The sequence below is a fragment of the Nocardia yunnanensis genome (assembly GCF_003626895.1).
Lineage (GTDB): Bacteria > Actinomycetota > Actinomycetes > Mycobacteriales > Mycobacteriaceae > Nocardia > Nocardia yunnanensis.
This window is the reverse complement of record NZ_CP032568.1, coordinates 1,118,488-1,137,354: the sequence shown is the minus strand read 5'-3', so window position 1 is coordinate 1,137,354 and position 18,867 is coordinate 1,118,488. Positions and strand designations below refer to the sequence as shown.

The 18,867-nt window shown below is 70.2% G+C and carries 18 protein-coding genes; 12 read left to right on the top strand and 6 right to left on the bottom strand.

The annotated features are described in order from the left end of the window. Positions 1 to 65 precede the first annotated feature (65 nt). Positions 66 to 479: a YccF domain-containing protein gene (locus tag D7D52_RS05365; RefSeq protein ID WP_222932787.1), complete on the top strand. Its 414-nt coding sequence runs from the start codon at positions 66 to 68 to the stop codon at positions 477 to 479. Between the two features lie 4 nt (positions 480 to 483). Here the strand turns inward: D7D52_RS05365 and D7D52_RS05360 are convergent, their stop codons facing one another. After that, complete coding sequence (locus D7D52_RS05360) at positions 484 to 921, bottom strand: MarR family winged helix-turn-helix transcriptional regulator (protein ID WP_120735319.1); 438 nt, start codon at positions 919 to 921, stop codon at positions 484 to 486. Positions 922 to 990: 69 nt separating this feature from the next. Between D7D52_RS05360 and D7D52_RS05355 the strand changes: the two genes are divergently transcribed. Together D7D52_RS05355 and D7D52_RS05350 are read left to right on the top strand one after the other, a co-directional pair. Continuing rightward, a complete protein-coding gene (locus D7D52_RS05355; RefSeq protein WP_120735318.1) occupies positions 991 to 1,233 on the top strand; it encodes a DUF2530 domain-containing protein in 243 nt (80 codons plus the stop codon). A gap of 166 nt (positions 1,234 to 1,399) precedes the next feature. Then, positions 1,400 to 2,014: a TetR/AcrR family transcriptional regulator gene (locus D7D52_RS05350; protein WP_246023645.1), complete on the top strand. Its 615-nt coding sequence runs from the start codon at positions 1,400 to 1,402 to the stop codon at positions 2,012 to 2,014. 71 nt (positions 2,015 to 2,085) lie between these two features. Here the strand turns inward: D7D52_RS05350 and D7D52_RS39000 are convergent, their stop codons facing one another. Together D7D52_RS39000 and D7D52_RS05340 are read right to left on the bottom strand one after the other, a co-directional pair. After that, positions 2,086 to 5,241, bottom strand: coding sequence for a sacsin N-terminal ATP-binding-like domain-containing protein (locus tag D7D52_RS39000; RefSeq protein ID WP_425464659.1), 3,156 nt, complete (start codon positions 5,239 to 5,241; stop codon positions 2,086 to 2,088). A gap of 78 nt (positions 5,242 to 5,319) precedes the next feature. Beyond that, positions 5,320 to 6,249, bottom strand: coding sequence for a DUF3027 domain-containing protein (locus D7D52_RS05340; RefSeq protein ID WP_120735316.1), 930 nt, complete (start codon positions 6,247 to 6,249; stop codon positions 5,320 to 5,322). 17 nt (positions 6,250 to 6,266) lie between these two features. On the opposite strand from D7D52_RS05340, the gene D7D52_RS05335 reads away from it, so the two are divergent. From D7D52_RS05335 to D7D52_RS05325, 3 genes are all read left to right on the top strand, one after another. Continuing rightward, a complete protein-coding gene (locus D7D52_RS05335; protein WP_120735315.1) occupies positions 6,267 to 7,061 on the top strand; it encodes a glutaminyl-peptide cyclotransferase in 795 nt (264 codons plus the stop codon). A 530-nt stretch (positions 7,062 to 7,591) separates the two neighbouring features. Further along, a complete protein-coding gene (locus tag D7D52_RS05330) occupies positions 7,592 to 9,262 on the top strand; it encodes an MFS transporter (RefSeq protein WP_425464658.1) in 1,671 nt (556 codons plus the stop codon). 16 nt (positions 9,263 to 9,278) lie between these two features. After that, positions 9,279 to 9,875 carry a DUF2771 domain-containing protein gene (locus D7D52_RS05325; protein WP_120735313.1) on the top strand — a complete coding sequence of 199 codons (597 nt, stop codon included), beginning with the start codon at positions 9,279 to 9,281 and terminating at the stop codon, positions 9,873 to 9,875. Positions 9,876 to 9,956: 81 nt separating this feature from the next. On the opposite strand, the gene D7D52_RS05320 is transcribed toward D7D52_RS05325, so the two are convergent. Continuing rightward, complete coding sequence (locus tag D7D52_RS05320; RefSeq protein WP_187703191.1) at positions 9,957 to 10,397, bottom strand: cold-shock protein; 441 nt, start codon at positions 10,395 to 10,397, stop codon at positions 9,957 to 9,959. A gap of 183 nt (positions 10,398 to 10,580) precedes the next feature. Here D7D52_RS05320 and D7D52_RS05315 point away from each other — a divergent pair, with 183 nt between their 5' ends. The 6 genes from D7D52_RS05315 to D7D52_RS05290 all read left to right on the top strand — a co-directional run bounded on the left by D7D52_RS05315 (position 10,581) and on the right by D7D52_RS05290 (position 16,750). Beyond that, positions 10,581 to 10,811, top strand: coding sequence for a hypothetical protein (locus D7D52_RS05315; protein WP_120735311.1), 231 nt, complete (start codon positions 10,581 to 10,583; stop codon positions 10,809 to 10,811). 407 nt (positions 10,812 to 11,218) lie between these two features. After that, positions 11,219 to 11,851 carry a transglycosylase family protein gene (locus tag D7D52_RS05310; RefSeq protein ID WP_120735310.1) on the top strand — a complete coding sequence of 211 codons (633 nt, stop codon included), beginning with the start codon at positions 11,219 to 11,221 and terminating at the stop codon, positions 11,849 to 11,851. 253 nt (positions 11,852 to 12,104) lie between these two features. After that, entirely contained in the window at positions 12,105 to 12,302 is a 198-nt protein-coding gene (locus D7D52_RS05305) for a hypothetical protein (RefSeq protein WP_425464610.1), read from the top strand. 142 nt (positions 12,303 to 12,444) lie between these two features. Further along, the gene (locus tag D7D52_RS05300) at positions 12,445 to 14,796 is read left to right on the top strand and encodes a helicase-associated domain-containing protein (RefSeq protein WP_120735309.1); all 2,352 of its coding nucleotides are present in this window, start codon (positions 12,445 to 12,447) and stop codon (positions 14,794 to 14,796) included. 57 nt (positions 14,797 to 14,853) lie between these two features. After that, on the top strand, positions 14,854 to 16,041 hold the full coding sequence (locus D7D52_RS05295) for a pyridoxal phosphate-dependent aminotransferase (protein WP_120735308.1): 1,188 nt from the start codon (positions 14,854 to 14,856) through the stop codon (positions 16,039 to 16,041). Between the two features lie 64 nt (positions 16,042 to 16,105). Further along, the gene (locus D7D52_RS05290) at positions 16,106 to 16,750 is read left to right on the top strand and encodes a LysE family translocator (RefSeq protein WP_120735307.1); all 645 of its coding nucleotides are present in this window, start codon (positions 16,106 to 16,108) and stop codon (positions 16,748 to 16,750) included. Here the strand turns inward: D7D52_RS05290 and D7D52_RS05285 are convergent, their stop codons facing one another. Together D7D52_RS05285 and D7D52_RS05280 are read right to left on the bottom strand one after the other, a co-directional pair. After that, positions 16,751 to 18,154 carry a M1 family metallopeptidase gene (locus D7D52_RS05285; RefSeq protein ID WP_120735306.1) on the bottom strand — a complete coding sequence of 468 codons (1,404 nt, stop codon included), beginning with the start codon at positions 18,152 to 18,154 and terminating at the stop codon, positions 16,751 to 16,753. Between the two features lie 65 nt (positions 18,155 to 18,219). Then, positions 18,220 to 18,858 carry a LysE family translocator gene (locus D7D52_RS05280; RefSeq protein WP_120735305.1) on the bottom strand — a complete coding sequence of 213 codons (639 nt, stop codon included), beginning with the start codon at positions 18,856 to 18,858 and terminating at the stop codon, positions 18,220 to 18,222. Positions 18,859 to 18,867 lie beyond the last annotated feature (9 nt).

Sequence of the window (18,867 nt, the reverse complement as noted above, 5' to 3'; positions counted from 1 at the left end):
CCCAGGCCCGTCCACCACCTCGAATTCAGGGTTTTCCCGGTGGTGGGCGGTCGCCGGGCGCTGGCATGCTGGTGATCGTGAAACCCATCCAGTTGATTCTCAATATCCTGTGGCTGGTGCTCGTCGGATTCTGGATGGCGCTCGGCTACCTGGTGGCCGGAGTCCTCTGTTGCGTGCTGATCGTCACGATCCCGTGGGGCATCGCGTCCTTCCGCGTCGCCAACTTCGTGCTCTGGCCCTTCGGCCGGGAAGCGGTCGAGAAACCCGGTGCGGGCGTGGGCTCGATGCTCGGCAACGTCATCTGGGTCATCGTGGCCGGCTGGTGGCTGGCGCTGGGTCACCTGATGACGAGCATCGCGCTCGCCCTCACCATCATCGGAATCCCGTTCGCCTGGGCCAATCTCAAGCTGATCCCGGTGTCGCTGTTCCCGCTGGGCCGCGAAATCGTCGACAGCGACCGGCGTTTCGCGACGTATTGATCACCTATTCCGACTGATCCACGATCTGCTTCATGATCCCCACGGCCTCGGCCAGCACCTTCAGCTGGTCGGCCGACAGCTCCGAGAGCTGATCGGTCATCCACGCCTCGCGGGCCTGGTTCTCGTCCTGGATCAGCGCCCGCCCGGCGGCCGAGAGCGACACGATGATCTGCCGCCCGTCGGTCGGATGCGGATTGCGTTCCACCAGATCCATTTCCGACAGCGAGGCGATGACCCGGGTCATGCTCGGCGGCTGCACCCGCTCCTTGGCGGCCAGCGTGCCGGGCGTCATCTCGCCCTCCCGATTGAGCGTGGCGAGCGCGGACAGCTGGGTCAGCGAAATCTGGGCATCGGCCCGCCTGCCCCGCAGATGCCGAGTCAAGCGCACCACCGCCAGCGAGAGTTCACCGGCGAGCGCTCGAATGTCGGAAGGCGTTGTCACAGAGGCAAACGATACGGGACCGCTCGCGCGGGAGTCGGCTGTTCGCGTGCGGCCCACTAGTCTGAGGGGGTGACGACGCCGCCCGTGCCGGAGATTCCCCCGCGCTTCACCGATCCGCGTCCCGTGCTCGCCGTGGGCACCGTCGGTTTCCTGATCGCGACGATCGCGGTGTGGGCCGACGACGCCTGGGCGACGGCGCGTCCGGTCTGTCTGATGGGTTTGGCCGTCGGGATGCTCGGCTACACGATCTTCACGATTCAACGCCGGGCCGCGCGCCGCGGCGACAAAGGCGCGCAACTCGGCTTGGAGTGACGCATTACCGACCGGTCGCGGGTTTACAGATTCCGCCGTGTCGTAACGAATGTCTGGAATGCCCAGCAGACCGCTGGTCCAAACCCACCGCGCAAAACGAACTTGAGGAGCGTGCGAATTGACTGCGCGCGTCACGGACGCTTAACTCCCTGGAGTGTCCTCCCGATTGAGCGTCGAAGAACGACGGGCCCACCTTATCGAGGCAGCCATCGGCCTTGCCGAAAAAAAGGGCGTGGCAGGAGTTACCACGCGCGATGTTGCCCAGGCAGCCGGTGTTTCCCTCGGTGTGGTGCATTACTGTTTCGAAAACAAAGATCAGCTGATGACCGAGCTGGTCAAGGCGCTGTCGATGGAATTGCGTGATTCCGTCGATGCCAACGAAGCGGTATGGCAGGACGTCGGAACCGGAAAAGAAGCGCTTCAAAAATTGTTGCGCGCCGGACTGGAACTCATGTGGCTCAACATCGAAGCCACCCCGGAACGTCAGCTACTCACCTACGAAACCACCACCTACGCGCTGCGCGAAGGCGAATCCACCCCCGCGAAACTCGCCATCGCCCGCGAGCAGTACACCTTCAACGACTCCACCGTCGCCGATGTCTGCGAGCACGCGCGAGAAGCCACCGGCACCCAGTGGAGCGTTCCGGTCGGCACCCTGTCCCGGTTCATCCTCAACACCATCGACGGCATCGTGCTGCGGTGGCTGGTGGACAACGACAGCGCCGCCGTCCGTGAGCAATTGGACATCCTCGCCACCACCGTGGCAGCCCACGCGGCCTGACCCGGGCCCCCATACTCATCCGGCGCGGGCAGCGAAAACGCCCGTGCCGGATACTATTTCGCGGCCCAGCTTCAGCGACGGGCGAGGTTCTGGGGCTGCGCCTGCACGTGCGTGACATCGCCCGACCGCCACCACGCCACCACCACCGTGGCCTCGTAGGCGCCGGTGAGCCGCACCCGCAACTCGTCGTGCACCTCCAATTCGCCCGGGGGCGTGGTGAAATCGAACTGCGTGCGCAGCAGCACGCCCAGCGGTTCGGCCGCCCACGAGGTGGCGCGGCCCGTGCTCACCACCTCGGCGTCGACGACCTCCGAGGCCAGCGGCAGGTTCAGCAGGGTCGCCAGGGCTTTCGCGGACGCGATGTCGCCGACCACCAGGCGGTCGACCGGCAGCGCCGGGCCCAGCCAGGAACGGTCCAGCACCAGGGCGTCGGCGGCCGGGATGACCTCGCCGGACAGGGCGCGCACCTGGCCCGGCAGGACCAGCTCCCCGATGTCCAGGCGACCGGACTCGGCGGCCTCGGCCAGCAGCCGGTAGGTTTGCGAAATCGACTCCGGGCCCGGCCTTCTCGCCGGATCGGCCAAGGCGTCGAGCAGTTCCTCGGCCAGCGCCGGGGTCAGCACCTCCGGGTCGGCCAGCACGCCGCGCAGGACCGCCAGATCACCCGCTTCGAAACCGGGCAGCTGCGGGAGCAGGCCCGCGAACAGCGTGTCGTCCGGATGCCGCAGCAGGCCCAGCGGAATGCCGTCGATGTGGGCGTGCTGACGCAGCCACCACGCGGTGTAGCCGTCGCGGTCGGCGAGCAGGGGGCGGGTGGCCGGATCGGAGAGCAACAGCCGCAACGCCTCCGGCCATTCGGCCTCGTCCACCAGATCCAGATCCCGCACGGCGACCAGTTCGGCCGGATCGTCGGTGAGACCGTCCCACCAGGTCTCCTCGTCGTCGAGGTGATGGTCCGGGCCGGTCGGATCGGATTCGGTCACCAGCGTGAAACCCCAGCCGACGCCGATGGCGCGCAAGGCTTCCGGGCCGTAGCGCGCCAGGACGTCAGCGTCGACGGTGGCGAACGGCGAATCCTCGACCAGCACCCGGCCCAGCGGCGCACCGGGCAGCAGCAGTTCGTCGGCCGGCAGCGGTTCGCCGTCCGCGTCGGGCAATTCGAGCAGGCCGAGCCAGGTCGGCAGCGCGCCGGGGGCGGCGAGGGTGTGGGCGGCCAGGCTCAGCACCGCGTCCACGGTGTCGGGATCGCCCGGATCGTCCTCCAGAATCGCCTGCAGCGCAGGATCGTTCAGCAGATCCTCCGGCGTGGCCGGGCGCGCGCCCAGCCGGCCCAGCAGCTCGTGCGCCGCCTCCGGATGCACCAGCCGCGCCCAGTGCACCGGGACCGCCGACTCCAGCCGATCGTCCAGCACCACGGTGCGCGGGCCGGTCACCAGGCGGCCGTCGGTCAGCGGCACCGCCAGCGCCCCCAATTCCTCCACCGACAGCGGGTCGGTCGCGAAGGAATCCAGCGCGTCGTAGAGCGAATACCACCACTGCGGTTCACGTTCCAGGCTGCCCGACAGCTCCGCGATGCGGGCCAGGCCGATGCGGTGCACGTCCAGCACCGACAGCGCGTCGGCGTGCAGGCGACCGGAGAGCTCCGGAATCACCAGCGGGCCGACCAGCTCCGCCAGCAGCGCGGCCAATTCCGTGGTGGCGCCGGTGAAGACGCTGGCGTGACGCGGCGCGGCCACGGCATGACCGTACGAATCCACGGTCGCCGCCGCGAATTCGGGGGTCGCGGATTCATCCACAACCATCCCCAACGCATTGGGATCATCGAACTCCGCCGAGAAGTCGGGGGCGATCTCGTCGTGCGGCCCGATGATGTCGTGGGGTTCGACGGCCTCGCCGGGCGATTCGTCCGGCAGCGGCAGCTCCCACAGCGGTAGCGTCTCCGCCTCCGCCCGCACGGGACGCGGCTTGGCCGCGCCGCGCGCCACACCCGGTGCGGCGCCGGTGGATTCGTCCGCTTCGGGGGCGCTCGTCGCGTCGATGCCGGTGTCCGCTGCCGCGTCGCCACCGAGCAGTGCCTCGAAATCTACTGGCGCGCTCGCGGTTTCGTTCTCGGGGTGTGCCTGAACGGAGCGCACCGGCAGCCATTCGGTGTCGCGCAGTTCGGCGATCAGAGCCTCGCGCAAGGTGCTGTCGGCCTCGCTGCGGGCGAAGCCTGGGAGCGGGACCAGGACCAGGCGGTCGCGGGGCGGCAGGGCGCGGGCGAAATCGGCGTAGCCGGCGGCGAGTTCGGCCGGGCGGCCGCCGGGCAGCAGGCGGCGGCGGTCGGGCTGCATCGGGATATCGGCGATGAGCAGGGCCGGGAGGGAGAGCTCCTCGTCGGAGCGGGTGGGGGCGCGCAGGACGTCCGGGGCGGCGGCGACCGGGCGGCCGTCGCGGATCGGCAGCAGCCACCGGGCGCGGCCGGTGCGGAACTCCCACCACACGCGCTCACCGGCGTTCGGGTCGGTGACCCGCAGTTCGGTGAGGCCGTGCTCGAGTTCGGTTGCGGTGGCGGCGATCTCGTCGTCGCCGATGCGGATGACCTGCAGTGCGGGCAGTTCCAGCAGCAGATCGACCGCCTCGGCCCGCATCTCGGCGAGCAGGACCACGGTGTCCACGTCCGCGCGCAGCCGCAGCACGATCTCGGAGTCGAATCCGGCGGCGGGCCGCTGCTCGATCGCCCATGCCAGGCGCAGCGCGGGCGGTTCGAAACCCTCCGGCTGCGACGGCAGTTCGACACCCTGGTCGGCCAGCAGCGCCAGCGTGTCGGCGCGGGAGAAGCGCACCGACCCGGCGGACGACCGCAATTCCACCTCGTCGGACACGGTGAGCACCGCCGTGAACCCGACACCGAATTTGCCGACCGCCGCACCCTCGGTCTTACCCGAGGCGCGCAGCGCCGTCAGCGCGTGCACGCCCGAAACATCCAGTGGGGCACCGGTATTGGCCACGTGCAGGGTGCGGCCGTCCAGCCACACCGCGACCCGGCCGGGCACGCCCGCCTTCACCGCGGCGTCGGCGGCGTTCTGCGCCAATTCGGTGAGCAGCCGGTCGCGGTAGCCGGCGCGCACCAGATCGGCCTCGGTCGCGGCGTCCTCGCGCAGCCGGGTGGGCGAGCCGCGCCAGGCGGCGACCACCCCCGCCCGCAGTGCCTCGGTCCCGAACGGATCCCCCAGGTCGGTCGCGATCACGCCTACACCCTTTCCCGCACAACGGTTTTATGGCATGCCGAAGCCAAGCATCCGCGGCAGGTTACAGCCCACCGCTCAGCGTGATTCGGACGCCCCCGCCTCGGGCTCCACCCGCACCGCGGACACGGCCCGGGCATCGTCGTACACCGCATCGGGATCGGCCGCCTCGAACCGGGCCTCCGGCGCGGCGTCCGCGGTCTCGGGGGCGGGCTCCGCCGCCTCCGCGCTCGGGGCGTCGGCCGGGGTTTCCGGGCGGAGTTCGGCGGCGGGGATCAACTCCACCGCGGCGTCGTCGTAGGCCTCGTACAGCGGCGAGCCGCCACCGGTGGGCAGCTCCACATCCGAATGCGCGCCACAGCCGTAGGCCACGTGCACGACCCGCCCGTCCGCGCCCATGGCATTGGCGCACACGCCGAACGCGGCGCGCAGCGCGCCGGCGAGCGGAACATAGAACCCGCACAGCCCGCAGGTGGACGGTGCCGCACGCGCCATCTCGGTGTCCGGACCGTATTCGGCGAACCAGCGCTCGCCGGCCTCCTCGCGGCCCTCGCGCGACAACACCTGGGGGCGGCCGAGTCCGAGCTCGCGGGCGACCTCGTCGACGGCCGGATCGCCGCTGATCACATAGCCGGGCACCAGGCGCGGATCGCCGGCCGGCGGGGCCAGCAGATCGCCCGGCGCGAGATCGCCGGGGCGGATGCGCTGATCCCAGGGAATGAAATCGGGGGCGACGAGCGCGTCCGGGCCGGGCAGCAGCGCCGACTCGCTCACCGTGGCGACCGTGGCCTCCGGCGGAGCCGCCACCACGACCGCCCACTGCCAGCCGTGATAGCCGGGCAGGGTGGCCGCGAAATGATGGGTGGCCGAGGATTCGTCCTCGGCGGACACGCCCAGATGCGCGCCCACACCGACCGGCTCCAGATCCAGGAGCGCACGGCGGGCCAGCTCGACCGCCTCCGCCAGGATCGGCCGTACATCGGGCTCCGAAACTCCAACCGCGCTCACGCCCTACATTTTGCCGTATGGAGCGCAAACGCCGTGCACCGGTAGCGGCCGTCACGATCACGCTGGCGGTCGCCGTGGCCGCGGCCGCGGCCGTGACGGGCTGCACCAGCAGCGACAACACGCCGAAGTGGCGGGTAGAGGTGATCGCGACGCGCCCGCACGATCCGGGCGCGTTCACCGAAGGATTGGAAGCCGACGGGTCTGTTCTCTATGAGAGCACCGGCCTCGCGGGCCACTCCTTCGTCCGCGCCACCGACCTGACCACCGGCGCCGAACTCGCGCGCGCCGACCTGCCCGCACCCCTGTTCGGCGAGGGCATCACGCGGGCCGGCGACCTGCTGTGGCAGCTGACCTACAAGGACGGCATCGCCCTCGCGCGAGATCCGGCCACGCTCACCGAGATCCGCCGGACCGGTTACGACGGCGAGGGGTGGGGGCTGTGCACGCGCGGGGGCCGGCTGGTCATGAGCAATGGCAGCGCGTCGCTCACCTTTCGCGATCCGCTGACCTTCGCGGTCACCGGCACCGTCGCCCTCACCAGCCACCAGGACGCGAAGCTCAACGAACTCGATTGCGCGCCGGACGGTTCCGTCTACGCCAACCTCTGGCCGACCGACACCATCCTGCGCGTGAACCCCGAGACCGGCGAGGTGCTGGCCGCCATCGACGCCGCCGGACTGCTCCCGAAAAAGGACCGGACCCCGGACACCGACGTCCTCAACGGCATTGCCGCACTCCCCGGCACCGATCACTTCCTGCTGACCGGAAAGAAGTGGCCGACCTCCTACGAAGTCCGCTTCGTTCCGGACTGACCGCCCCCGGCGAAACCGGCCGCGAATCGAACTTGTGGCGGCCCACACCGGCGGTAGTGCAGCCGCCGGACCGCGGCACTGCAAGAATTGGAGGCGTGACTCCTCCCCGTGACCCCGGTGCCGACCCAGGTCGCTGGGGCGACGAGGACTCGCCCATGATCGACAGGCACCCGGGGTACAACAGCTATCCGCCCGCCAACCGCGCGGGCCGCGACCCGCGGCCCGCCCGCGACGAGCCCGAAGTGCCGGAATTTCTCGCCCGGCGCGGCGCGGACGCCCCCACCTCCCGGTGGGCGCGCCGGCGTCAGGCGAAGGCCGACGCCCGGCACGAACACGACGCGCGCGACCGCGACGATCCGCCCACCCGGCCGTACGAGGGCCGCGGCCCGGAGGCCGCGCCGGGCGGTCCGCCGGAGTGGCAGCAGCCCCACGACTTCGGCACCAAGCGGCCCGTCCGCTACCAGCCGGACTCCGGGCATCACTCGGATCCGAAACACCAGCAGCGACACGATTCGTCGCGCCGCGCGGACTTGGAACGAACCCGGCCCTACGAACAGGGCGACCCCTGGTCACGGGATGCGGAGCAAACCCGTTCGTACGACACCGGATCGGCGCGGCCGCAGCATCCGCGAGCCGGGCGCTCCTCCGGTTCCGAGCCTCCCCCGCCCGCTCGTTACCGTGGCGATGACCCGGGTAACCCCTACGGTGAGATGGAAGAGACTCTCCCGCAGGCGCCTACGCCCGAACCCGGCTCGCCCGACACCGCCGGCCTGCACAAGCCCCCGCGCAAGCTGACCGTCACGCGGGTGGCGGCGCGGCGCAGTATCGAGTTGACGCAGAGCGGTTTCGCCACCTTCCAGCGGGCCGCCAAGGCCGACGGCGCGGAGGAATCGGGACTCACCGCGCTGATCTACGCCACCATGGCGAACTTCGCGACCGACGCGGCGATCGCGGTGGCGCTGGCCAACACGCTGTTCTTCGCCAGCGCCACCGCGGAATCGAAAACCAAAGTGGCGCTGTACCTGCTGATCACCATCGCGCCGTTCGCGGTGATCGCCCCCGTGATCGGGCCGATGCTGGACCGGTTGCAACGCGGCCGGCGGGTCGCGCTGGCGGGTTCGTTCGGGTTGCGGGTGTTCATCGCCATGCTGCTCATCTTCAATATCGACAACTGGGCGCTGTACCCGCTGGCCCTGTGCATGATGATCCTCAGCAAGTCCTTCTCGGTGCTGAAGTCGGCGGTCACTCCGCGCGTGCTGCCACCGGGAATGGACTTGGTGCGCACCAACTCCCGGCTCACCGTGTTCGGTCTGGTCGGCGGCACGCTGGGCGCGGGCGGCGTGGCCGCGCTGACCGCCAAGCTGACCGGCTCCACCGGTGCGCTGCTGTTCGCGGCCGCGCTCGCCGCCGCGGGCGCGGTGCTGAGCCTGCGCATCCCGTCCTGGGTGGAGGTCACCGAGGGCGAGGTGCCGGCCACCCTCGGCTACCACGGCGAGGACGCCCGCACCGAGGTGCTCGATCCCGCCGACCCCGACCAGGTGCAGCCCGGCAAACGCCGTCAGCCCCTGGGCCGTTCGGTGGTGACCGGGCTGTGGGGCAACGGCACCGTGCGCGTGCTGACCGGCTTCCTCACCTTCTACGGCGCGTTCGTGGCCAAGGCCACCGAGCACCGGCCGGTGCAGCAGATCGCCATGCTCGGCGTGATCGGCGCGGCGGCCACCATCGGCAATTTCACCGGTAACGCCAGCGGCGCGCGCATGAAACTCGGCCGCCCCCAATTGATCGTGCTCAGTTGCACCGTCGCCTGCCTGGCGGTCGCGGTGGTGGCGGCGCTGCTGGACAACCTGATGGGCGCGGCCCTGGCCACCATGGTCGCCGCCTGCGCGAGCGCACTGGCCAAGGTGTCGCTGGACGCGTCGATCCAGGACGACCTGCCGCCGGAATCCATCGCGTCCGGTTTCGGCCGCTCCGAAACCGTGCTGCAGCTGGCCTGGGTGATCGGCGGCGCGATGGGCGTGCTGCTGCCGCCGACCTGGTGGATCGGGTTCACCGCGGTCGCGTCGGTGATGGCGCTCGGCTTGATCCAGACCGTGGTCAGCTACCGTGGTCATTCGCTACTGCCCGGTTTGGGCGGTAACCGACCGCAGCACGCCAAGCAGGGCATCCTCGGTGCGCACAGCTCCGGGGAACCCACCTCATGACGGACAGGACAACCCGGTGAGCCAATCCAAAACCCGCACGATCGTCGCTCTCGCGGGAGCGGCACTGCTGGTTTTCGTGGCGGCGGTGGCCGCCGTGGTCACGATCGCCGTGCAGCACACCGACAAGCCCAAGCCGGAGCTGAGCGCCTACGCCCACGGCAAGTCGGTGTCGGTGCGGCCGTTCATGTATTGCAGTGTGCACGTGGACAACAATCAGCTGAAGATGGAGGACTGCGACAACAGCCAATCCATCTCGGATCTGAGCGTGCCGCCGGGCTCCCCGTTGCAGCTGTCGCTGCCCAACGAGATCTTCGACGCCCCTTGGCGGATGGCGGTCGTGTACGCGCTGCCCAACGGGCAGGCCGCCCAGACCACCGTGTGGTACTCGGACAAGGTGGAGAAGTCCTGCCAGATCCCCAGCCCGCTGACGCCGGAGCCGGCCAATCCGGGCAAGTCGCTGAAGGACTGCCGCGCCCTGACCATCGAGACGCCCGCCGACGCACGACTGCGCTTGGCGGGCATCGAATTCCAGCTCCCCGTCCCGGCGCGCGACGAGAACGGCCAGGAGGGCTACGTCCCGCACGCCGTGTGGTCGATCCGCACCGCCGCTTGAACCCGGCTGCCCGCGAACGCTTTCGACAGCAAAGAACCCCGGTGACCAAGTCACCGGGGTTCTTTCGTCGCTCGGTCCGGCCTAGTGGTCCAGCTCGCGCGCCACGCCGCGCACCACTTCGGCGATGCGCTGGGCGGTCTTGCGGTCCGGATACTTGCCGCGGCGCAGATCCGGCTGCACCTTGGTCTCCAGCAGCGTGATCATGTCCTCGATGAGGCCGTGCAGCTCATCGGGTTCCTTGCGGTTGACGGGGGCGTCGTTGCGGCCGCCGCGGCGGTCGCCGCGCTCGCCCCGGCCGCCGCGCTCCTCGCGCAGGTTGGGGGTTTCCAGCAGCTTCAGCGAAAGCGCCTGCGGCCCACGGCGACCCGCGGCCATCCCGAATTCCACCCGCTGTCCCGGCTTGAGCGCCTCGACCCCATCGGGCAGCGCCGACGAGCGAACGTAGACATCCTCTCCCTCATCCTGGGACAGGAAGCCGAAGCCCTTTTCGACGTCGTACCACTTCACCTTGCCGGTCGGCACTGCGCTCACCCGTTCGTCATTCGAGCCCGGGCGCGCCGGGCACATTCACGGCCGCGAGCGCACCGCGCCCGCCGCCTTTCCGTTTGCGAAAAGAACGCGCCCCACACAGCTATGCAGGACGCGATTGTCGTCGAGTCTACCCCGGTGTGAATAGCGCGAGCACATCAGTTTTACGGTGCAGAGGTGTCCGAGACTCCCTCCAAGCAGTCGCCTCGCGGTTCGGCGGGCCCGCTGCTCTATATCGCCTTGGGCCTGTTCGCGATTGGATTGCTGGCTGTTGTCGCAATCTTCGGCATCGCCGGGCTGACCGATTCCAAGCCGGGGCTGTGGCTGTATCTGCTCGCCATGTGCGCGCCGCTGGGTTTCCTGTGCGCGCTGGCGCATGCGCTGTGGTCGGGCCGGCGCGCCCGCTGAGGCGCCACCACGGAGATTGCCCCTTTCGTTACCCGGCCACGCCTGTGATGTTCGTCACATAACGAGAAGGTCACAGGCAGGTGACAGACCCCTATCGGCCGGGACTCGCCGTGACCACCTGCGCAGAAGCCGATCGGAACCCCTTGCGCCGGTGGGTGACCCGGACAGACACGGCGGTTATCAAATGGTGATTTTTCGTGGCCGGCGTCGTAGTGTTCTCCACCAGCCGGGTCAGCCCGGCGCCACCGGCCCGCCGCACCGAACTTCGCCCCGCGGGTACGGACCCCCAACTGGACCCAGGGGCGAAGACGAGGAACAGCGCACGATATGTGCGCCGGGCCGGACGACCTCTCAGTTCGACCCCGGTAGTCGGCCTCGCAGGCGCGTACGAGAGGAAAGACCCGAAAATGAGTGGACGCCATCGCAAGCCGACCAACACCGGCCGCACTGTCGCCAAGGTTGCCCTGACGGGCATCGCGCTCGGCGGCGCGGGAGTGGCCATGGCAGGTAACGCCAGCGCGGCACCCGACTCCGACTGGGACCGCCTCGCCCAGTGTGAGGCAGGCGGTAACTGGGGTATCAACACCGGCAACGGTTTCCAGGGCGGGCTGCAGTTCTCTCCCGGCACCTGGACCGCCCACGGCGGCGGCGAATACGCCCCCACCGCCAACCAGGCCACCCGCGAGCAGCAGATCGCGGTCGCCGAGAAGGTGCTCGCCACGCAGGGCTGGGGCGCCTGGCCCTCCTGCTCCTCGAGCCTCGGCCTCACCTCGGCCGCCACGCCGCGCAGCGCCCCCGCACCCGCCGCTTCCGACACCCCGCAGTGGGCGCCGCAGCAGGCCGGGCCCGGCGCCGGCGCCAACGGCAGCCAGGAAGTGTTCCAGGCCGTCGATCGCGCGATCGCGGTCGCGCAGTCGCAGGGCATCAACATCCCCCAGCCCGCCCTGGACTTCCTCAACGCCACCAAGGCCAGTGGCACTCAGCTCGACCCGAGCATCGTCAACTTCTTCGAGGCGAACAAGGGCCTGCTGCCCCAGTAGCAACCAGGGTTCCCTCTCCATGAACGCCCCGCGTCAATGCCGACGCGGGGCGTTCGTGATTTTTGGCAACTCTCGGACTCGCGGCCATACCTCCCAACGCCGTGGGCTTCGCCCCTGAAACCCCAACGGCGAAGCTCGCGGGGCGTTTTGCCGCCGCGGCTTCGAGGCTCATCAGGGGGTTGCCGGTGGAACGCCGTGCCCGGAGCAAACTTCCGGGTGCCTAGAGGGGCGACCTTGCGGGGGTCATGCCAGAATGAGCGGCGTGGTGAACAAATCGAACAAACCCTATGTCGACAATGGCTGGCCGGAGATGGCCAACGGCGATCACGCGGTCACCGAGCTCTCGTCGACCCGCTCGGGCGGGCTGTCCCCGTACGGTGAGGACACCGAGTTCCCGCTTCCGGCCGATCAGCTGCCCTACGTGCACCCGCACACCATCGTCAACCGCTGATCCGGCGCACGACCGACAACCATGCGGTTAACGGCGCTCGTCGCGGAGCGGCCGCCGCGCAGACGATTCCAGGCCCCTTCGTCCGCCTGGTCCGCGCGGCGGCCGCCCCACCGCGTCCACCCGGCCCGGCGGATCGGGTGACGTGACCGAAACCCCCACGACCGCTTCGGCCGCCGATTCCGGCGCGGCGGCCCCGGCCCGGCAGTCCGCGCGGGCCGAGGCGACGCTGGCCGAGTGGCTGGCCAAGCGCAGCGACGAGGATCTCGTCACACTGTTGCAGTTGCGGCCGGATCTGGCCGTCCCCCTGCCGGGTTCGATGGCGGTGCTCGCGGCCCGCACCGAGCAGCGCGCGTCGGTGCTGCGCGCCGGGGACGAACTGGACACCCTCGACTTCGCGATCATCGAAACCCTTGTCGTTCAGGGCGCGGCGGACGGCCGCCACGGTGCGCCCCTGCCCGCCAAGACCTTGCGCAAGCTGCTGTCGGATCGCGTCCCGGCCGCGACCGTCAACGCCGCCCTACAGAAACTTCGCGCCCGCGCCCTGGTCTGGGGTCCCGACACCGGGCTGCGGCTGAGCCCCGCCGCGCAGGAGGCGCTGCCCTGGCCGCTGGGCAGCACCACCGAACTGCCGGACGCGCTCACCGAACCCGAAATCGCCGCCGCCCTGGCCGAATCCACGCCGCAGGAGCGGGCGCTGCTGGACAAGCTGGCCGCCACCGGACCGCGCGGCCGCACCCGCGACGCCGCGCCCGGCACCGCGAGCGAGCGCCCGGTGCAGCGGCTGCTGTCACGCCGCTTGCTGAACTGGATCGACGAGGAGACCGTCGAACTGCCCGTGGCGGTGGGTCAGGTGCTGCGCAACGAACCGGTCACCGATCCGCACGCGCTGAAACCGCCGCAGCCCGAGATCACCAAGCACTCCCCCGCCGATGTCAACGCGGCGGCCGCGGGCGAGGTGGGAGAACTGTTGCGGCACAGTGCCGCCGTGCTCGAGGTGCTCGGCCAGGCGCCCGCGCCGGTGCTGCGCTCCGGCGGTCTCGGGGTGCGCGAACTGCGTCGCATCGCCAAACAGACCGGGCTGGACGAGAACCGGCTCGGGCTGCTGGCCGAGGTCCTGGTCGCGGCGCGGCTCATCGACAAGGGCACCCCCGAGCCCGCGCCCGAGGGCGACGGCACCGACGACTACTGGACCCCCACCACCACCGCCGACGCCTGGCTCGCGGTGGTGCCGCCGCGCCGCTGGGCGGTGCTGGCACAGGCGTGGCTGGAGCTGGACCGCTTCCCGTGGATGATCGGCCTGCGCGACGCCAACGACAAACCCCTCGCCGCGCTCTCGGCGGAACTGCGCACCTCGCACGCCGTCCGCGACCGCCGCGCCCTGCTGGACCTGCTGGCCGAATTCCCGCCCGGCACCGAGGTTTCCGCCGCCGACCTGGGGCGTGTCCTGGCCTGGCGGCAGCCGCGCCGGCGGCGGCACTACCGGCGCGAGGCGCTGGAAAGCACACTGGCGGAAGCGCAGTCGCTGGGTTTGGTGGCGCGGGGCGCGGTGACCTCGGCGGGCCGGGCCCTGCTGCACGGCAGTCCCGAGGACGCCGAAGCCGAGATGGCGAACGCGCTGCCGGAGCCGGTGGATCACGTACTGGTGCAGGCAGATCTGACGGTCATCGCGCCCGGCCCGCTGGTCCCGGAGCTGCGGGATCGGATCGAACTCGTCGCCGATGTCGAATCGGCCGGGGCCGCAACGGTGTACCGGATCGGCGAGCAGTCGGTGCGGCGCGCCCTGGACGCCGGCGCGACCGCCGCGGAACTGCACAATCTGTTCCGCACCCATTCCCGGACCCCGGTGCCGCAGTCGCTGTCGTATCTCATCGACGATGTGGCGCGCCGCCACGGCCGGCTGCGCGCGGGGATGGCGCAGAGTTTCGTGCGCAGCGAGGACCCGGCGCTGCTGGCCGAGGTGCTGGCCGCGCCGGTGGCGGGGGAACTGGCGCTGCGCGCGGTCGCGCCGACGGTCGCGATCTCGCAGGCGGCGCTGGGCGAGGTGCTGGAACGGTTGCGCGCCGCGGGTTTCAGCCCGGCGGGCGAGGACTCCTCGGGCGCCATCGTGGATCTGCGGCCCCGGGGCGCGCGGCTGCCCGCGCGGGCGTCGCAGCGCTCGGCATGGCGGCCCAACCCGCCGAACGTCGAGCAGTTGCGGGCGCTGGTGGGTGAACTGCGCGCGGGTGAGCGCGCCGCCAATGCCCGCCCGGGACAGGCGGTTCGGTCCGACGGCTCGCGCACGAGCACGGCCGCCACCCTGAACCTGCTGCAACTCGCGGCGAGGACCAAGCGGTCGGTCCACATCGGTTACGTGGACGCGCAGGGCGTGGCCACCCAGCGAGTCGTGGAACCGCTCCAGGTCGGCGGCGGTCAGCTCGACGCCCGCGACCCGGTCACCGGCGCGGTCCGCCATTTCACCCTGCACCGGATCGCCTCGGTCGCGCTGGTCGGCTAGCGGTCGGGCGGAGCCCCTGCGGGCGCGAGCGTGTCGCGCATTCACTATTCTCCGGACATGCCGTCCCGTATTCCGACCGTCGCCCGTCTGCAGCCGTTCGCCTCGACGATCTTCGCCGAGATGACCGAATTGGCCGTCCGGCACGGTGCGGTGAATCTCGGCCAGGGCTTCCCGGACAGCGACGGGCCCGCGGGCATGCTCGAGGTGGCACGGCAGGCGATCGCCGACGGATTCAACCAGTACCCGCCCGGACGCGGGGTGCCCGCGCTGCGGCAGGCCATCGCCGCGGATCGGGCGCGCCGCTACGGCACCCACTACGACCCGGGCTCGCAGGTGCTGGTGACCGTCGGGGCCACCGAGGCCATCGCGGCCACGGTGCTCGGCCTGGTCGAACCCGGTGACGACGTGGTGCTGATCGAGCCGTACTACGACTCCTACGCCGCGGCCATCGCCCTGGCCGGGGCCAACCGCCGGACCGCGCGGCTGGTGCCCGACGGTGACGGCTTCACCCTCGACGTGGACAGCCTGCGCGCCGCCATCACCCCGAAAACCCGCCTGCTGCTGCTGAATTCGCCGCACAACCCGACCGGGACCGTGCTCTCGGAGGCCGATCTCACCGCCATCGCGGACCTCGTGATCGAACACGACCTCTACGTCATGTCCGACGAGGCGTACGAGCACCTGACCTTCGACGGGCACCGGCACATCAGTCTGTCCACGCTACCCGGCATGTTCGAGCGTACCGTCGTGATCTCCAGCGCGGCAAAGACTTTCAGCGTCACCGGCTGGAAGATCGGCTGGGCCTGCGCGCCCGCGCCGCTGCTGGACGCGGTGCTGACCGCCAAGCAGTTCCTCACCTTCGTCGGCGGCGGCCCCTTCCAGCCCGCCATCGCCCACGCCCTGAATCACGAGCAGCAGTGGGTGAGCGCGCTGCGAGACACCCTGTCGGAGAAGCGACTTCGACTCTCCGCCGCCCTCGCCGACGCCGGTTTCGGCGTGAAGCGCAGCGACGGCACCTATTTCGTCTGCGCCGACGTCACTCCGCTCGGCGCTACCGACGCCTACGACTTCTGCCGCGAGCTGCCCGCCCGCCTCGGCGTCGCCGCCGTGCCGGTGAGCGTCTTCGCCGACCACCAGGCCGACTGGAACCACCTGGTGCGCTTCACCTTCTGCAAGAAGGAGGAAACCATCGCCGAGGGCATTCGCCGCCTCCGCGCCGGCCACAGCGCCGAGGCGATCCGCTAGCGCGGGTCCACCCCCTCGAGACTGGACCGCGACAGAGCCGGACCGGTCCCGCAGAATTGGGCGCATGATCGAAACGAGTGCAGCGCTCGGAGTGGCGGCGGCGGAGCTCGGACTTGTGCTCACTCCGGGACCGAACATGATGTATCTGGTGTCGCGGACCGTGTCCCAGGGACGGCGGGCCGGTCTGGTGTCGCTCGCGGGGGTGGCGGTCGGGTTCGGGGTCTACCTGGTGGCGGCGACGGCGGGGATCACGGCAGTGTTCGGCATGGTGCCCACGCTGTATCTGGCGCTGAAGGTCGCGGGAGCCTGCTATCTGCTGTATCTGGCGTGGAAAACGCTGCGGCCGGGCGGGGTTTCACCGTTCAGTCCCACCGAGCTGCCCGCGGATCCGGCGCGGCGGCTGTTCACCATGGGACTGGTCACCAATCTGCTGAATCCGAAGGTCGCCATTCTGTACATGGCGTTGATTCCGCAGTTCATCGTGCCCGCGCACGGCCGGGTGTGGCTGCAGAGCCTGTGCCTGGGATCCATCCAGATCGGCGTCGCGCTCACCGTGAACGGACTGATCGTGCTCAGCGCGGGAGCCGTCGCGAGCTTCCTCGCGGGACGCCCGCTGTGGCTGCGCCTGCAGCGGTGGGTGACCGGGTCCGTGCTGGGCGCGATGGCCGCGCTGGTGCTGTCGGATCGGACCCGGCCGCTCCCGGCTTGATCAGGCCCGCAGCGAACCGGGGAACAGGAATTCGTCGGCGGGGCGGTCGGTGCGGTCCAGCCAGGCGGTGAAGAAGCCCGACAGGTCGTGGGCGGTGCGCGTCTGCACGAACTGGCGGAACTCCGGCATGGAGGCGTTGCCGTATTTGTGGCCCATCACGAAATCCCGCACGGCCCGGAAGTAGGCGTCGTCGCCCATGGTGCGGCGCAGCGCGTGCAGGAACAGCGGCCCGCGGTAGTAGACCGAGGTGAATTCGCTGCCGACGCCGGGGTTTTGCAGGGCGATCTCCCAGAACTTGGGATCGTCATGGTATTTCGCGACGGTGTCGCGGTACATGGCGTCGACGTCCTTGCCGTCCTTGCGTTCCGGCCACAGGTAGTCGGCGGTGTAGCTGGCGAAGCACTCGTTCAGGCAGACGTCCGACCACTGCTTGACCGACATGGAGTCGCCCCACCACTGGTGGGTGATCTCGTGCACCACGGTGTCCAGGTCGGTCCAGGGCGCGTAGATGGGCCGCGACTGGGTTTCGAGGGAGAAGTTCAGGTCGGTGTCGACGTAGATCCCGCCGGCGGCGTCGAACGGGTACGGGCCGTAGAGCTGTTCCTGGAAGTCCAGGATCTCCGGCAGCCGCGACTCCACGTCCCGGGCCTTCTGCGCGCCGGGCGCGAAGGCGCTGAGCAGTCGAGTTCCATTGGCGCGCCGCTGTTCCAGGTACTCGAACTTGTCGATGGCGATGGTGGTCAGATACCCGATCACCGGCTGCCGCATCTCCCACGACACGGTGCGGTCGGCGCCCGTCACGGTGTCGGAGACCTTGTCGCCGTTCGACATCACCTCCCACTCCTGCGGCACGGTGGCGTGCAGGGTGAAAGTGGCCTTGTCCAAGGGCGTGTCGTTGAGCGGGTACCAGGTGCTGGCCGAATGCGGTTCGCCCGCCACGAAAGCGCCGCCGCTGGGCGAGAACACCCAGCCCTCGCCGTCGGTGCCGGTCACCTCGCCGCCGTAGTCGGCCCGCACCGTGAACGGCAGCCCGGGCAGCAGCGGAATCATCGGCGTCACGACCAATTCGTGCTCGCCGATGCGAGTGAACGCGGCGGGCAGGCCGTCGACGGTCACCGTGGTCAGGGCCGGACCGCTGTAATCCAGATCGAACGTCCGCAGCGCCTGCGTGGCCACCGCGTCGATGCGCGTCGACCCCGTCATGCGATGCGACGGCGGATCGTAGGAGATCGTGACGTCGTAGTGCCCGACGTCGTAGCCGCCATTGCCGTCCAACGGGTAGTACGGATCCCCGGCCCCCGGCGCGCCCGCGAAGGGGTCACCCGAATCCGCTTGCGCTGGTGCCGCATTCGCGCCCGCCAGCAGTACCGCCCCCACCACCATGTACCGCCAGTCCCGCCTCATGCGCTCCTACCAGCTCCTTCGAATTGACCCGTCAGCCGACCAGCCGATGCTAATCGGCCGATGTCTCAATTGGTGGTGCCCGACACGGCCACGCTCGCACCCAGCCCGATGATCAGCACCCCGCCCGCGCCGCCGACCGCCTCCAGCCGCTTGGGCGAACGCGCGAACCACTCGCGCGCCGTGCCCGCGACCAGGGCCCAGACCGAATCCGAGACCAGCGCGATGGCGATGAACAGCGACCCGAGAACCAGCATCTGCACCGGCACCGGACCGGCTTCCGGGGCCACGAACTGCGGCAGCACCGCCGAGAAGAAGATGATCGCCTTCGGATTGGTGACCCCGACCAGCACGGATTGCCGCAGCGCCCGGCCGGTGCCGACGGGTTCGGCCTTGGCCTGGAACGCCTCCCGCAGCGACCGCCGCTCCCGGATGGCCTGCACGCCGATATAGATCAGATACAGCGCCCCGGCGAACTTCACGACGGCCAGCGCGATGGCCGACGCCGCGACGACGGTGCCGAGTCCCGCCGCGACCGCCGCCATGATGAGGACGACGCCGAGCGAGTGGCCCAGCACCGACAGCAGGGCGGCCCGCCGGCCGTACGACAGGGCCCGTCCGATGACGAAAAGCACGCCGGGACCGGGTATTACGATGAGAACGAAGGCCGCGATCAGGAACGCCACCACATTCGCGACGGGAATCATCCTCCCATC

Excerpts from the sequence above, each read along its gene's own strand:
- D7D52_RS05365 (WP_222932787.1), top strand. The coding sequence starts at position 66 with ATGCTGGTGATCGTGAAACCCATCCAGTTGATTCTCAATATCCTGTGG.
- D7D52_RS05335 (WP_120735315.1), top strand. The coding sequence starts at position 6,267 with ATGGAGCGCAAACGCCGTGCACCGGTAGCGGCCGTCACGATCACGCTG.
- D7D52_RS05310 (WP_120735310.1), top strand. The coding sequence starts at position 11,219 with ATGAGTGGACGCCATCGCAAGCCGACCAACACCGGCCGCACTGTCGCC.
- D7D52_RS05305 (WP_425464610.1), top strand. The coding sequence starts at position 12,105 with ATGAGCGGCGTGGTGAACAAATCGAACAAACCCTATGTCGACAATGGC.
- D7D52_RS05295 (WP_120735308.1), top strand. The coding sequence starts at position 14,854 with ATGCCGTCCCGTATTCCGACCGTCGCCCGTCTGCAGCCGTTCGCCTCG.
- D7D52_RS05290 (WP_120735307.1), top strand. The coding sequence starts at position 16,106 with ATGATCGAAACGAGTGCAGCGCTCGGAGTGGCGGCGGCGGAGCTCGGA.
- D7D52_RS05285 (WP_120735306.1), bottom strand. The coding sequence starts at position 18,154 with ATGAGGCGGGACTGGCGGTACATGGTGGTGGGGGCGGTACTGCTGGCG.
- D7D52_RS05280 (WP_120735305.1), bottom strand. The coding sequence starts at position 18,858 with ATGATTCCCGTCGCGAATGTGGTGGCGTTCCTGATCGCGGCCTTCGTT.